Raw genomic sequence first — 14,479 nt, forward strand, 5'->3', positions numbered from 1 at the left:
ATATGGGTGAAACGATTGCAAGCAAAGAAATGCATGAATATTTCGATGGGCTTGAGGCAAGGTTAAAAGAGGCAATTGAGATTGCAAACAGGGCCCGGGCTCAGGGCGGAGACCCAAAGCCCACTGTGGAAATTCCCCTTGCCAAAGACCTTGCTGATAGGGTTGAAAACCTTATCGGAGTCCGGGGAGTTGCTGTAAAGATCCGGGAACTTGAGACCCGGATGTCCAGGGAAGAAGCTGCTCTTGAAATCGGAAAACAGGTTGCTGAAGGGGTTGTAGGAAACTTCCCGACAAAGAAAGATGCCGTGGAAGCTGCTATCCGTGTTTCCATGGCAGTCCTGACCGAAGGGGTGGTTGCAGCCCCTATTGAAGGAATTGATAAGGTAGACCTCGGGAAAAATGATGATGGCTCTCAATATATCCGGATCTTTTATTCCGGGCCCATAAGGAGCGCAGGAGGAACTGCGCAGGCTCTTTCCGTGCTTGTAGGGGATTATGTGCGGCGCGGGATCGGGATTGACCGCTACAAGCCAAGGGAAGAGGAAGTAGAGCGCTATGTGGAAGAAATCCTGCTTTACAAGAGGGTTGCAAGCCTGCAGTATACACCTTCCGAAGATGAAATCCGGCTTATAGTCCGGAACTGCCCTGTCTGTATTGACGGAGACCCGACTGAAGAAGCCGAGGTCGAAGGGCACAGGGACCTCGAGAGGATAGGGACGAACCGCGTCCGGGGAGGGATGTGCCTCGTACTTGCCGAAGGGCTCGCCCTCAAAGCCCCCAAGGTCAAAAAGCACGTCAACAAGTTGAAGATGGACGGCTGGGACTGGCTGGAGACCCTTATCGGAGGGGCTAAAAGCGGGGGGAGTGCTGAAGATGAGCAGAAAAATAAGATCAAGCCAAAGGACAAGTATATCCGGGACCTGATTGCCGGAAGGCCTGTGTTCTCTCACCCTTCAAGGCCGGGAGGTTTCAGGCTGAGGTACGGACGGTCAAGAAATACTTCTTTTGCTTCGGCAGGGATCAGTCCTGCCAGTATGGTCTTGCTTGACGATTTCATAACTAACGGGACCCAGCTCAAGGTCGAAAGACCCGGAAAAGCCGCGGCCATGTCTGCTGTGGACTCCATAGAGGGCCCTACTGTAAGGCTTTTTTCGGGAGACCTTGTCCGCATAGATAATATAAAGGAAGCATATGAGCTCCGCCCGCAGGTTGAAGTAATTGTCGATATCGGGGAAATTCTGATCAATTACGGGGACTTCCTGGAAAATAACCACCCTCTTATGCCTTCACCTTATGTTTTCGAGTGGTGGAGGTATGACTACGAGGAAGCCTGCTCAGAACAAATTCCCGAGGAAGAATTGAAAAACCCTCCGGTTTCCCTTGCCCTCAGGCTTGCGGAAAGGTATAATGTGCCGCTGCACCCGAAGTTCACCTATCTCTGGCATGATATAAACCGGAATGAGTTTGAAGCTCTTAGAAAGTTCGTGGCTGAAAAAGGAATCTTCCTGGAAGGTGAACTGGATGGGGAAGGAACCCTTAAACTGCCTCTGACAGCTTCCTTTGAAGAGGGAATAAAGCCTTTGCTTGAAAAGCTCCTCGTACTGCACAGGGTAAAAGAAGATGAAATCCTCGTCGAAGAAGCGCTTCCGTTTGTTTTGTGTCTCGGGCTTGATAGTTCCCTTAAAGAAAAAGCCGGCATGCCGGACACAGATGATATGGTGGAAGCCGCAGGTGTTTTGAGCGGGTTTAAGGTTTACCCGCGGGCTCCTTCGAGGATAGGGGCACGCATGGGGAGGCCGGAAAAGTCCGACCTGCGCAAGATGTCTCCTGCAGCCCAGGTTCTCTTCCCTATAAACAATTGCGGGGGAATTACGCGAAACCTTGTTTCCGCTTCTGACTACACTTCCTGTATGAACGGGAAGATAGGGGAAATCGAAGTGGAATTGGGGCTGAGAGAGTGCCCTGCCTGCGGGAAAGAGACTTATTTCTGGCGCTGCGAATGTGGAGAATTTACTAATCCCAAACTTTCCTGCCCCCGCTGCAAGATAGATGTGAGGGGAGCTGAGACCTGCCCCAAATGCGGGAGAAAACCGACTTCCGTTGCAAACGTAAAACTGGATTTCCGTTCCGTTTATAAGCAGGCTTTTGAGAACGTAGGCGAAAGGGAAAAAATGGATTTAATCAAGGGAGTAAAGCGGCTAATGAACGGGCAGATGACTCCCGAGCCTCTGGAAAAAGGAATCCTGCGCGCAAAACATGATGTCTACATTTTTAAGGACGGGACTGTACGCTACGACATGTCCGATATTCCTCTTACCCATATCCGGGCTGATGAACTCGGGATTACGGCAACCAAACTCCTGGAACTCGGCTACAGGGAGGATATTTATGGAAACCCCCTTGAGAGGGACGACCAGGTTGTCTGCCTGAAGGTGCAGGACCTCGTGATTTCCTATGACGGAGGCGAGTATATGCTGCGTACCGCAAAATATGTGGACGACCTCCTTGTGAAGTATTATAAGGTAGAGCCCTATTACAATGCCGAAACTATCCAGGACCTGGTGGGGGTACTGCTTATAGGGCTTGCTCCGCATACTTCCGCAGGAGTCCTCGGGCGCCTAATAGGGTTTACCAAAGCTTCCGTAGGGTATGCTCATCCTTTTTTCCATGCTTCAAAACGCAGGAATTGTGATGGGGACGAAGACTGCATAATGCTCCTTATGGACGGGATTCTCAATTTTTCGAGGTCGTATCTGCCCGACAAAAGAGGAGGAAAGATGGATGCTCCTCTGGTATTGACTACCAGGATCGACCCCAAGGAAGTGGATAAGGAGGCCCATAACATCGACGTTCCTGCGCGTTATCCTCTTGAGTTTTACAGGGCTACGCAGGAAATCAAAAACCCCACCGAACTTGAAAGTATTATGGACCTTATCAGTGGCCGGCTTGGGACCCCTGAGCAGTACGAACATTTCATGTTTACCCACGATACCTCGGACATTGCTGCAGGTCCTTTGAATTCCTCATATAAGACACTTGGAAGCATGATTGAAAAGATGGAGGCTCAACTCTCCCTTGCTAACAGGATAAGGGCAGTAGATGCACCTGATGTGGCAGAAAGGGTTCTAAAATCCCATTTCCTTCCTGACCTGATCGGGAATCTCCGTTCTTTTTCCAGGCAGCGGATGCGCTGCATCAAGTGCGGGGAGAAGTTCAGGCGTCCTCCTCTTACCGGAGCCTGCCCTAAATGCGGAGGTAATGTGGTACTGACCGTGCACGAGGGAGCTGTCCGCAAATATCTTGAGATTTCAAAAGAGATCGGGGAAAGATACGGGGTTTCAAGCTATACCAGACAGAGGATCGAGCTGCTAGATTATGATATCTGCTCTCTGTTTGAAAACCATAAGGTTAAACAGCTGGGACTTTCGGATTTTATGTCCGGGTCTGCGCGCTGAGGCAGGGACAGAGAGCGTTGAAGAATCTGAAAAAAATTATAACGACTGGCAGGAAGGAGATAGGGCAGTCTAAAAGCCGGAACAAATCGGAATGTTTATTAATAATGCCTCCAAACTTCCTTGCAGAATTTTTTTTCTTCTGGAAAAGAGGTCTTTTCATTTTCTGGCCCTTTTTTAGGGACAAAATCTCTACTATTTAATTGGATCCTCTTCTATTGATTTTTTTCTCAATTATATAATTTGCTAGGGATATATATAGTATCTGTTTTAATATCTATATCTTTATCGGTATCTTTTTTTTACTACTGTTTGGCTCTTTTCCAGATTTCGACTTAAAGCCTTTCCGGCAGAATTAGGGTGTTATTCTACAGGCAATCCCAGGGAGTTAATCTGACTGATAAGCTCCGTGAAGTTTTCTATTTCCAGTTCAAGAACCTCTTCCCTTGTCATGCCTATGGACATTTCCCCGTCCACGGAAAGCCGCTCGGGTCCTCTGCGTACGAGCCTGTCCACCCCATCTCTTCTAAGGGCTTCTTTGACTTCCATATCATGGACAAAAGCCCTTCCCGGAATAAAGACCGTTTCCATCACCTCAGAGAGGTCCAGGGCCTTGAAATCGTCAATTGTAATAAGGCAGCCGATGTCTTTTTTCACTGGAACCACGTTTACAGTCCCTCCAAGGGCTTCAAATATTTCCGTAAGCCTGGAGGCTGCTACCTGACCGGTGATAATAGTTGCTTTTTTGGTTACCCCGGGAAGTTTTGAAAGGGCTTCAGGTACGTTACGGATTGCAAAAGGTGAGCCAATTAACGGGTCTTCCAGTGGCGTTCCTGTGATTCTCATGGAAGGATGTTTTGCTGCGGAACTGCGTACGATTTCAGTGAATTCGGATACCGTGTGTGGAGTTATTCCCGGAATGATGGGAGAATTATTGAGAATCAAACCGTTTTCCTGGAAGTTTGCAAATCTCATCAGGATAGCTCCCTTTGCACCCATATTTTCCAGGTCACAGAGAGTCTTTTCGAGGACTTCGCCGTCATTTATTCCCGGAAGGAGCACTATTGCCCCGTAGACTTCACAGTGGGCACAGAAGTCCCTGAGAACCTGAATTGAAGCTTCGGGCTCGGGATCTTTCATATATTCGGCTCTCAAAGCCGGGTCTGTTGCGAAGACCGTGAAACTGACTTCCGTAACCCCGTTGTCTATGTAAAAAAGAGCATCATCCGGCTTACTGAAGCCTTTTCCGCTGGTATACCCCAGATGTATCGGGGTGTTGAATTGTGAGAGAAAAGTAACTAGGCCCTTCAGTTCGGGATAACAGCTTAAGTCTCCTCCTCCGCTGACAGTGAATTTTTTTACCTCTCCGGTTGTGAAGTAAAGTTTGTTTGCAGTTTCTTCGAGTACCATCTGGAGGGACTTGAAGCCTGAATACGATTCTTTTACACTGCGAGTACAGTAATCGCACCCCTTTTTAAAAGGGAGGCAATACTTGCAGCCGAGGGGCTGAATGTCTTTGACCTTTTTAAAGTAACAATATTTGCAAAAACCTTTGCAGTCTACCCCGGGATTTCCGCCTACGTCGACAACTACTTCCATATTAAACTTTCGTATTACGAGGATATTACTAAATCTTTTTGGTATGATTCTCCTGATATGATCCTTACATTTTAAAAAAAATTGTATTATATTGCTTTTTTCTCAGAAAAATACTTAAATAAGTGTTGAAGGAATTTTCTGGCAGCTTTGAGTAACCTTAAAACTTATTTTTTCCATTGATACCGTTTTTTTATATAAATCAAGAAAAATAGATTCCATCTTAATAAAATGATTTTTAAAAAAATATCTGAATTCATCTAGCGGAGAACACAAAAGATTTAAGTACCTTCTAAACGAATGAGATTTCATTGGGAAAGTGGACACTTAAAAACGACGCGGTACTTGATTTGTGAGTGCTTTTGCACTCGAGTAGGTGACCAGTCCCAAAATGATTTTAATAAATTAAGGAGGAAATTAAAGTGTCTGACACAGTAGACATCTACGACGACAGAGGAAAACTGCTCGAGAGCAATGTCGACATTATGAGCCTTGCTCCAACAAGAAACGCAGCAATTAAAAAGATTATCTTGGACACCAAGAGGTCCGTTGCAGTCTCCCTCGCAGGTATTCAGGGCGCACTTGCCAGCGGCAAGATGGGCGGAAAGGGCCGTCAGATCTTAGGCCGCGGACTCAACTACGATCTTGTAGGCAACGCTGATGCTATTGCAGAAAGTGTTCAGAAGCTCGTCCAGGTCGATGAAGGCGACGACACCAGTGTTAAGCTCATTAAGGGCGGAAAGAGCCTTCTCATTCAGGCTCCATCATCCAGAATTGCCGCCGGTGCTGACTACATGTCCGCAACCACCGTCGGTGCAGCAGCAGTCACCCAGACCATTATTGACATGTTCGGAACCGACATGTACGATGCACCCATTGCAAAGGCAGCTGTCTGGGGTAGCTACCCGCAGACAATGGACCTGATGGGCGGAAACGTTCAGGGTGTTCTGAGCATCCCCCAGAACAACGAAGGTCTTGGCTTCTCCCTCAGGAACATCATGGCCAACCACGTTGCAGCAATCACCAACCGCGGTGCAATGAACGCAGCAGCTCTCTCCTCAATCTACGAGCAGTCCGGTATCTTTGAGATGGGTGGCGCAGTCGGTATGTTCGAGAGGCACCAGCTCCTCGGTCTTGCCTGCCAGGGTCTCAACGCCAACAATGTCGTATATGACGTCGTAAAGGAAAATGGAAAGGACGGTACCATCGGAACCGTTATCGAGTCAATTGTCGGCAGGGCAGTTGAAGACGGTGTAATCTCCGTTGACAAGACCGCACCCTCCGGATACAAATTCTACAAGGCAAATGACGTCCCAATGTGGAACGCTTACGCCGCAGCCGGTACCCTTGCAGCTACTTTTGTGAACTGTGGTGCAGGCCGTGCAGCCCAGAACGTCTCCTCAACACTTCTGTACTTCAACGACATCCTTGAGAAGGAAACCGGTCTCCCAGGATGCGACTACGGTAAAGTCCAGGGTGTCGCAGTAGGATTCTCATTCTTCAGCCACTCAATCTATGGTGGCGGTGGACCCGGTGTCTTCAACGGTAACCACGTCGTTACCAGGCACTCCAGAGGATTTGCAATTCCCTGCGTATGCGCAGCAGTAGCTCTGGATGCAGGTACCCAGATGTTCACAATCGAATCAACATCTGGCCTCATCGGTGACGTGTTCGGATCGATCGGGGAATTCCGCGAGCCGATTAAGGCAGTTGCAGGAGCGCTCTAAACAAATCAAATGAAAGGTCTAAAGATGTCAGACTCTGCTTCAAACACGGAAGATTCTATACAAATCGAAATCTTTCCCAGTAGGATCCTGTCCCCTGAAACCGCTCAGAAGCTTATTGCTGAGCTTTATCAGGTTGACGGGATAATCCGCGTTATGGTCCAGGGCCCGAGACTCCCTGAAAAGGTCTCTGCAGGCCCGGGTACCGGGGAAAAGGTCGAACACCCCCTAAGAAAGCCTATCCAGATCGGAGATCAGGTTGTTGAACTTAAGATCAGTGTAGGCAGGATCAGGCTTGAAATCTCAAACGCTGAAACCAAGGAAAAGGTCAGATCAGTATGCGAAAAGGTTCTCCCGTTCTCTTTTGAATTCAGGGAAGGGCATTTCCTCAGAAAAAAGCCTACCGTTACTGACTATGCAAAACTTGGTCCTGAAACCGACCCTCGCTTGCTTGGTATGGTAGATCCCAAAAGCAAGATAAACCAGCTCGTCTTCATCGAGAAACAAAAGAAGGAAGATGACAAAGATAAAGATGAGTGAAAAGGTATGATGATCGATCGGGAAACGCAGGTAGTTGACTGCCGATGCGGCGCAGGACTTGGCAAAGGAGGAGGGCTTGCTCAAAGAGGCACTCTTTCGGAAGCCGGGCGTGCCGATGTAGTGGCTATTGCTATGAGTCCCGGCCAGAGGCATATCACAAAACCGGTATGCGAGATTACATACGGAATGAGGAAAGAAAACATTCAGGTGAGTGTACTCGTACTCTACTCAGGTTCAGGGATTCCCGAATCAGGTATGAGGACCGGGTCATTTGCACTGAGTCCGGTAGAAGTCGCACAGATTGAAATGCACAAGCTGGCTGTTATTCACCTCGGAAATATTAAGGACCACGTAATCAGAAAAACCAGGGAGATCCTGAGCCAGGCTGATATACCGGCAATCGTTGTCAGCCAGATCCCGGTGGATTTTGAGGATTTTGCAGAAGCAGGGATAAAGACGAGATTAGTGATGCCAAGGGATGAAAATATTCGTACCAGAGGAATTGTAATGGATATGGTAAGTGGAGTTACACGCGGTGACTTCTGTCCCAGGGATAAACTAAATTTAATCGTAAAATACGTCAAGACGACATTAGACCAGTTAGAAGATCATAAAGGAGTTGCATGAGATGGCATACGAAGCACAGTATTATCCAGGCGCTACATCAGTCGGCGCTAACAGAAGAAAGCACATGTCCGGTAAACTTGAGAAACTCAGGGAGATTTCCGACGAAGACTTAACTGCAATCCTCGGACACCGTGCCCCAGGGAGCGACTACCCAAGCACCCACCCACCACTTGCAGAGATGGGAGAGCCCGCATGCTCTATCCGTGAAGCTGTAGCAGCAACACCCGGTGCAGCAGCAGGAGACAGGGTCAGATACGTTCAGTTCGCTGACTCAATGTACAACGCTCCAGCTACCCCGTACTTCAGATCATATTTTGCAGCAATCAACTTCAGAGGTGTAGACCCAGGTACCCTTTCCGGTCGTCAGATTGTTGAAGCCCGTGAAAGAGACATGGAACAGTGCGCCAAGGTCCAGATGGAAACCGAAATGACCGACCCTGCACTCGCAGGTATGCGTGGTGCAACTGTGCACGGTCACTCTGTCCGTCTTCAGGAAGACGGTGTAATGTTCGACATGCTCGACAGGAGAAGACTCGAAGGCGGTACTATCATTATGGACAAGGACCAGGTCGCAATTCCACTCGACAGGAAAGTAGACCTCGGCAAGCCGATGTCCAGCGACGAAGCTGCAAAGAGAACCACCATCTACCGTGTGGACAATGTAGCCTTCAGAGACGACATAGAAGTCGTTGAATGGGTACACAGAGTATTCGACAAGAGAACGACATACGGATTCCAGCCGAAATGAGGTGATCATAATGGCAGCAGACATTTTCGCTAAATTCAAAAAATCAATGGAAGTCAAGTTCACACAGGAATACGGTTCAAACCAGCAGAGTGGCGGCGACATCACCGGCAAGACCGAAAAATTCCTGAGACTCGGCCCTGAGCAGGATGCAAGAAAAGTTGAAATGATTAAGGCCGGAAAAGAAATTGCAGAGAAGAGAGGCCTTGCATTCTACAACCCGATGATGCACATGGGTGCCCCTCTCGGTCAGCGTGCAATCACTCCTTACACCATTTCCGGAACTGACATTGTTGCAGAACCTGACGACCTCCACTACGTCAACAACGCTGCAATGCAGCAGATGTGGGATGACATCAGGAGAACCTGTATCGTCGGTCTTGACATGGCTCACGAGACCCTTGAGAAGAGGCTCGGTAAGGAAGTTACCCCTGAAACCATCAACCACTACCTCGAGACCCTTAACCACGCCATGCCCGGTGCAGCAGTGGTTCAGGAAATGATGGTCGAGACTCACCCCGCTCTTGTGGACGACTGTTATGTAAAGCTCTTCACCGGTGACGACGAACTTGCAGACGAAGTCGACAAGCAGTACGTCATCAACATCAACAAGATGTTCAATGAAGAACAGGCAGCCCAGATTAAGGCCTCCATCGGTAAGACAACCTGGCAGGCAATCCACATCCCAACAATTGTCTCCAGAACAACTGACGGTGCTCAGACCTCCAGGTGGGCAGCCATGCAGATCGGTATGTCTTTCATCTCCGCATACGCAATGTGTGCCGGTGAAGCAGCCGTCGCTGACCTGTCCTTCGCTGCAAAGCACGCAGCCCTTGTCTCCATGGGTGAAATGCTCCCCGCAAGGCGTGCACGTGGTCCTAACGAGCCCGGTGGACTTTCCTTCGGTCACCTCTCAGACATCATCCAGACAAGCCGCACATCCGAAGACCCGGCAAAGATTGCCCTTGAAGTCGTCGGTGCAGGCTGTATGCTCTACGACCAGATCTGGCTCGGATCCTACATGTCCGGTGGTGTCGGATTCACACAGTATGCAACCGCTGCATACACTGATGACATCCTCGACAACAACGTGTACTACGACGTTGACTACATCAACGACAAGTACAACGGTGCTGCAACCGTCGGCAAGGACAACAAGATCAAAGCCACCCTCGAAGTCGTAAAGGACATCGCAACCGAGTCCACACTCTATGGTATCGAGACCTACGAGAAGTTCCCAACTGCCCTTGAAGACCACTTCGGTGGATCCCAGAGAGCAACCGTCCTCGCAGCTGCAGCCGGTGTCGCATGTGCCCTCGGTACTGCAAACGCAAACGCCGGTCTCTCCGGCTGGTACCTCTCCATGTACCTGCACAAGGAAGCATGGGGCCGTCTCGGCTTCTTCGGTTTCGACCTGCAGGACCAGTGTGGTGCCACAAACGTTCTGTCCTACCAGGGCGACGAAGGTCTCCCAGACGAACTCCGTGGTCCAAACTACCCCAACTACGCAATGAACGTCGGTCACCAGGGTGGATACGCAGGTATCGCTCAGGCAGCCCACGCAGGCCGCGGCGACGCATTCACCGTCAACCCGCTCCTCAAGGTCTGCTTCGCTGACGAACTCATGCCCTTCAACTTCGCAGAACCCAGGAGAGAGTTCGGCCGCGGTGCCATCAGAGAGTTCATGCCTGCTGGTGAGAGAGCCCTCGTCATCCCGGCAAAATAAACTCAATAAATTAAATACTTTAAAACAGAGTAGGCCTTCGGGCCTGCTTTTTCTCCCTTTTTTCTATACTGGTTTTCTTTACTGTTTTTCCGGAAGTCGCTATTTATTCGAGGGCTATCCTTGAACAATATTCTGAATAAATTATAAATTTAGGATTATTTGTTTTTGAAAATATAACAGAATGAAAAAATAAAGACTGGCCAGTAAACGTTAAAAATAGGAAAAATAAGAAGAGAAGAGGGTTAATCTCCTTCAAATCACGACAACTTTTCTGCCTAATTTGCCTGCAGCTTCCACAAATTCTGCCGTATCCACACCAGGAAATACATCTACAATACAAATATCGAATTTTTCATCCAGACAATTTGCCAATTCTCTTACATCCATACTATAAACTTCAAATTTGTCTCCGGATGCTATTAATTCTTCTTCGCTGCCTGAAAGTTTGACCGGAAATCCATTTGCTTCCAGATTAATCAAAGTAGTTTCTACTGCAGGCTTCCATATATCATTAAAAACAACTTTCTGCGCGCCGGCTTTAAGGCTCGCGATTCCCAGTGTCCCGGGGCCGCAGGTACAATCAAGAACAGTAGGGCTATCATAATCTTTCAAAGCTTTTTTAAGGATCTCTATTTTGGGGGATTCTACCGTTGGAAATTCTATATGAATTTCACGCTGATATTTGTATATTCCCAAAGCCCCGTAAGGAGTTTGTATAATATCGCATCTCAAGTCGCATCCGGAAAGAAGTTCATATACATGAGGATTGGAATCAGAATCTTTTATACCTACAGTTTTTTTTGAATCTCCCTTTAAAACTCCTTTTACTTCCCTAACTTCCTTCACAATCGTTTCAGCACATTTTTTATCTACTTCATTAGATAATACTACTAAAGAATCCTCAGGCAAATAGGGAATAAAATTAGTCGGATAGCCAGGAGTCACAAGGGGAACACACGCATTCCTCAAATTGGCTTTTTTATCTTTTATTCCTTCATCGATCATTACTTTTAGCACGTGAGCCATTACAATATCAAGTTGCCTCTTCCCGCATTTGCAACTTCCAAAATGATTATCTATTTCATCCAGGTTAATCTCTTCTGCCAGAGGAGAGAATTTTCTTATTTTTTCTATTTTGCAATCATTGCATGGTTTATAGAATAATTCGATGTCTTTTAGTACTTCCGAAATAGGCTTTATGCACGGATCTCCACATTTACATCTTATTTCCATATGTTCAAATATGGATATTTCATGTAAAAGTACTATGCTATTTCTTATTATTCCTGAATTCTGATCTGGATCCGTTTAGAAGGTAAACGATTTCTTTGACTGAGTGAGGTTGATTCAGGAAAGAAATACTGAAAGGATGAGGATTCCTTTCATGTCGGTTCTCAAGGTTAAATAAAATCCGAATTAACCTGAATTTAATCTGCACTTGGGAATCTGGATTGTATTCTCAACTCATTCTTCCGAAATCTGTTCAAGCTTTACTCCAAGATTGGACATATCTTTAAAGAAGTCCGGGTAAGAGATCGCTACGGACTCGGTTGTGTCAATTGTCGTGTTTCCTGCTACCATCCCTGCAAGTGCAAGGGACATAACAATCCTGTGGTCATCCCAGCCGTGGACCGTTGCTCCTTTCAGTTCTCCTCCGGTGATGGTCAGGCTGTCTTTCTCTTCTATGAGGCTAACTCCCATTTTAGGAAGCTCAGTTGCAAGGGCACGAAGTCTGTCGGTTTCCTTATAGCGGACATGCTCGGCATTTTCGATCCTGCTTGTCCCTTCGGCAACTGCTGCCAGGACGGCGACGGTAGGAACAAGGTCAGGGGTTGCTCCGGCATCAAAGGTAACAGCTTTTAATTTTCTTCCTCCTTTGACAGTCACAATACCGGCTTCTCTGTCCCAGGTGATGTCTGCTCCCATCTGCTTCAGGGTTTCAATAATCAGTTTGTCTCCCTGTTTTGAGGGGAAGAGGTTTTTAACGGTAATTTCGGACCCCTCGGTCATGGCTGCAGCTGCAAGCAGGTAAGATGCCGAGGAAAAGTCGCCTGGAATGGTGTATTCTTTGAGGTCGTATTTCTGCTTTCCAGGGATGATGAATTTCGTGCCGTTATTCTCATCCGTACGGATTTTGACTCCTGCCAGCTCAAGCATCTCAATGGTTACGTCCACGTAAGGTCTTGACTTCAGTTTCCCTATAATCGAAAGTGTGGTACTGTTTTCTGCAAGGGGGCAGGCTATAAGAAGGGCAGAGATAAACTGCGAACTGATTGAACCGTCAATGCTTACTTCCTTTCCCTCAAGCCCGCCTTTTACTACAAGCGGAGCCCTCTCGTTTTCCCGGGTAGAACAGGCACTGGCTCCCAGCTGGTTAAGGACTTTGAGAAGAGGCCCGTTTGGCCGGGTGCGGAGGGAAGAGTCTCCGGTAAGCACTGTAATCCCGTCCGTTAGCCCTGCTATTGCGGTCATGAGGCGCAGGGTTGTCCCTGAGTTTGCAGCATCAATCACATCATCAGGAACATGGGGTTTTCCATTAAATCCGTGAATGATGAGATTTTCTTCCTCGCGTTTAACCGAGGCTCCGAACATCTCGGAAGCTCTGATTGTGGCGAGAGTATCGGCGGAGAGCAGGGGACGGCGAACGATCGATTCTTTTGAAAGGGCTGCCAGGGTTATAGCCCTGTGAGTATAACTCTTTGAAGGAGGGGCAAAAACTTCCCCTTTGACTGAGGATTCGCTGATAGAGACGCGCATGTATATCAGAGCTCTTCAATTTTTATTCCTGGATTTTTCCTTGAGATTCAACTGCTTGCTTTTTGCCTTCTTTTTGGAATTTGATTAAAAAATTTGCTTGAAGACTTTCAGTTTATGCCTTTCACGATATTTTCTACCATGTCCCAGTCGTGGTCATAGACGTGGGCTGAGATACTGACCGTGGTGATCGTTCCCGGTTCCACCCCTACTCTTCCGGCAACGTATTCAAGCAGCTTCGAAAGCCCGTAAAGGTTTGCAGGATAGGCTCCTCCGAAGTCGTGGCTCCTGAAGAGGGTTGTGAGGTGGACTTTCCCGTCCCGGATTTTGAAGTCGTCCAGGATCATGCAGGGGACTTCATTGACTTTCGTGTCTACAGGAGGGATCCAGGTTACGGCTGTAGCTCGCCGGGAAGTGGGGCTCTCCTGCAGTTTTTCTATTATGTATTCTATCTGGTCTACTTCTTCATTCCAGTTCCTGAGGCGCTGCCCGTAGGTGTATTCAAAGTCCTGTGCATTTTCGCCCGAGATCAGCTGTTTTGCATACTCTTCGAGCCTTTCTTCGTTCCAGGCGGTATCTTCGGGAATCCTGTCCGTATAGGGGTCTTCAATTACCACCATCAGGTCCATAAACTCCCTGATCTGGCTCCCCCTTTCGTCGGTAATTACCTGCCCGTGGTTCCAGATGATGTTAAGCCCGCGGTACCATGCATCAGAGATATTTTTTGCCCTGACGATCCTGCCAATCTCAAACTTGTTTTCCATAGATAATCCCCGGATTAGATTCGGATAGGGTATTGACAATCAACGTAATAATTTACATATAATCTGTTATTGAGAAAATACTTTCCAGATCCTACATCTTTTATCTGCCTTCCCGAGCGTTTTCTTAGAAATGGCAAATAAGAACCGGTAAATCTGTTGTACTGGTGGGTCCGGATTTCTTACCTTTTGTCAGTACATTCATCATAAACCGATGCTTTTGCTGACTGTTTTTTATTGACTATTCATCCTTTCCATTTTATCTATCACTTTCTTTTATAAGTGCTTTTTCTCATGCGAAGCCTGTTAATTTTTCCGTGTAATCTGATAACATATAGCATGCTCGATTTAAAAAAATACCGGACAAACTTCCAGGGAGAAAATGAGGCTGGAAACAAGACAGGAAGCGAGACAAGGAACAAGACGGGCAGCGAGACAAGGAACAAGACAGGAGGCGAGACAGGAAAAATGAATAAATTATGCAGGGGGGTCAAAAAAATTAAAAATGAAATGCAAGAATGAAAGACAAAGAACAAAAGAGAAAGCAAAAGTAA

The 14,479-nt window shown here is 47.5% G+C and carries 11 protein-coding genes; 7 read left to right on the forward strand and 4 right to left on the reverse strand.

Annotated features, from left to right (window positions below; genetic code table 11):
- Positions 1-2: 2 nt before the first annotated feature.
- Positions 3-3,455 carry a DNA polymerase II large subunit gene (locus ACSAZL_RS21075; protein WP_440946499.1) on the forward strand — a complete coding sequence of 1,151 codons (3,453 nt, stop codon included), beginning with the start codon at positions 3-5 and terminating at the stop codon, positions 3,453-3,455.
- A gap of 360 nt (positions 3,456-3,815) precedes the next feature.
- On the opposite strand, the gene mmp10 is transcribed toward ACSAZL_RS21075, so the two are convergent.
- Entirely contained in the window at positions 3,816-5,051 is a 1,236-nt protein-coding gene (gene mmp10, locus ACSAZL_RS21080; RefSeq protein ID WP_440946500.1) for a methyl coenzyme M reductase-arginine methyltransferase Mmp10, read from the reverse strand.
- Between the two features lie 419 nt (positions 5,052-5,470).
- Here mmp10 and mcrB point away from each other — a divergent pair, with 419 nt between their 5' ends.
- The 5 genes from mcrB to mcrA are packed head-to-tail and all read left to right on the forward strand — an operon-like array spanning position 5,471 to position 10,410.
- Positions 5,471-6,775, forward strand: a complete 1,305-nt coding sequence (gene mcrB / locus ACSAZL_RS21085) for a coenzyme-B sulfoethylthiotransferase subunit beta (protein WP_440946501.1) — start codon at positions 5,471-5,473, stop codon at positions 6,773-6,775.
- Between the two features lie 24 nt (positions 6,776-6,799).
- A complete protein-coding gene (gene mcrD, locus ACSAZL_RS21090; RefSeq protein ID WP_440946502.1) occupies positions 6,800-7,312 on the forward strand; it encodes a methyl-coenzyme M reductase operon protein D in 513 nt (170 codons plus the stop codon).
- 6 nt (positions 7,313-7,318) lie between these two features.
- Positions 7,319-7,939 (forward strand): methyl-coenzyme M reductase I operon protein C, encoded by a 621-nt coding sequence (gene mcrC, locus ACSAZL_RS21095; RefSeq protein ID WP_440946503.1) that lies wholly within the window; start codon positions 7,319-7,321, stop codon positions 7,937-7,939.
- 1 nt (position 7,940) lies between these two features.
- Positions 7,941-8,687 (forward strand): coenzyme-B sulfoethylthiotransferase subunit gamma, encoded by a 747-nt coding sequence (mcrG, locus tag ACSAZL_RS21100; protein WP_440946504.1) that lies wholly within the window; start codon positions 7,941-7,943, stop codon positions 8,685-8,687.
- Positions 8,688-8,697: 10 nt separating this feature from the next.
- The gene (mcrA, locus tag ACSAZL_RS21105) at positions 8,698-10,410 is read left to right on the forward strand and encodes a coenzyme-B sulfoethylthiotransferase subunit alpha (RefSeq protein WP_440946505.1); all 1,713 of its coding nucleotides are present in this window, start codon (positions 8,698-8,700) and stop codon (positions 10,408-10,410) included.
- Between the two features lie 252 nt (positions 10,411-10,662).
- Here the strand turns inward: mcrA and ACSAZL_RS21110 are convergent, their stop codons facing one another.
- The 3 genes from ACSAZL_RS21110 to ACSAZL_RS21120 form a co-directional block, all read right to left on the reverse strand.
- Positions 10,663-11,643, reverse strand: coding sequence for a 50S ribosomal protein L11 methyltransferase (locus tag ACSAZL_RS21110; RefSeq protein ID WP_440946506.1), 981 nt, complete (start codon positions 11,641-11,643; stop codon positions 10,663-10,665).
- Positions 11,644-11,874: 231 nt separating this feature from the next.
- A complete protein-coding gene (aroA, locus tag ACSAZL_RS21115; protein WP_440946507.1) occupies positions 11,875-13,167 on the reverse strand; it encodes a 3-phosphoshikimate 1-carboxyvinyltransferase in 1,293 nt (430 codons plus the stop codon).
- Positions 13,168-13,274: 107 nt separating this feature from the next.
- The gene (locus tag ACSAZL_RS21120; protein WP_440946508.1) at positions 13,275-13,928 is read right to left on the reverse strand and encodes a thymidylate synthase; all 654 of its coding nucleotides are present in this window, start codon (positions 13,926-13,928) and stop codon (positions 13,275-13,277) included.
- A 336-nt stretch (positions 13,929-14,264) separates the two neighbouring features.
- On the opposite strand from ACSAZL_RS21120, the gene ACSAZL_RS21125 reads away from it, so the two are divergent.
- Positions 14,265-14,447 carry a hypothetical protein gene (locus ACSAZL_RS21125; protein ID WP_440946509.1) on the forward strand — a complete coding sequence of 61 codons (183 nt, stop codon included), beginning with the start codon at positions 14,265-14,267 and terminating at the stop codon, positions 14,445-14,447.
- Positions 14,448-14,479: the final 32 nt, after the last annotated feature.

Origin of the sequence: Methanosarcina mangrovi (assembly GCF_052057765.1) — an archaeon.
Taxonomy (GTDB): Archaea; Halobacteriota; Methanosarcinia; order Methanosarcinales; family Methanosarcinaceae; genus Methanosarcina.

What these genes read in the sequence shown, in the direction of transcription:
- ACSAZL_RS21075 (WP_440946499.1), top strand. Translation starts at nt 3, where the DNA reads ATGGGTGAAACGATTGCAAGCAAAGAAATGCATGAATATTTCGATGGG.
- mmp10 (WP_440946500.1), bottom strand. Translation starts at nt 5,051, where the DNA reads ATGGAAGTAGTTGTCGACGTAGGCGGAAATCCCGGGGTAGACTGCAAA.
- mcrD (WP_440946502.1), top strand. Translation starts at nt 6,800, where the DNA reads ATGTCAGACTCTGCTTCAAACACGGAAGATTCTATACAAATCGAAATC.
- mcrC (WP_440946503.1), top strand. Translation starts at nt 7,319, where the DNA reads ATGATGATCGATCGGGAAACGCAGGTAGTTGACTGCCGATGCGGCGCA.
- mcrG (WP_440946504.1), top strand. Translation starts at nt 7,941, where the DNA reads ATGGCATACGAAGCACAGTATTATCCAGGCGCTACATCAGTCGGCGCT.
- mcrA (WP_440946505.1), top strand. Translation starts at nt 8,698, where the DNA reads ATGGCAGCAGACATTTTCGCTAAATTCAAAAAATCAATGGAAGTCAAG.
- ACSAZL_RS21110 (WP_440946506.1), bottom strand. Translation starts at nt 11,643, where the DNA reads ATGGAAATAAGATGTAAATGTGGAGATCCGTGCATAAAGCCTATTTCG.
- aroA (WP_440946507.1), bottom strand. Translation starts at nt 13,167, where the DNA reads ATGCGCGTCTCTATCAGCGAATCCTCAGTCAAAGGGGAAGTTTTTGCC.
- ACSAZL_RS21120 (WP_440946508.1), bottom strand. Translation starts at nt 13,928, where the DNA reads ATGGAAAACAAGTTTGAGATTGGCAGGATCGTCAGGGCAAAAAATATC.
- ACSAZL_RS21125 (WP_440946509.1), top strand. Translation starts at nt 14,265, where the DNA reads ATGCTCGATTTAAAAAAATACCGGACAAACTTCCAGGGAGAAAATGAG.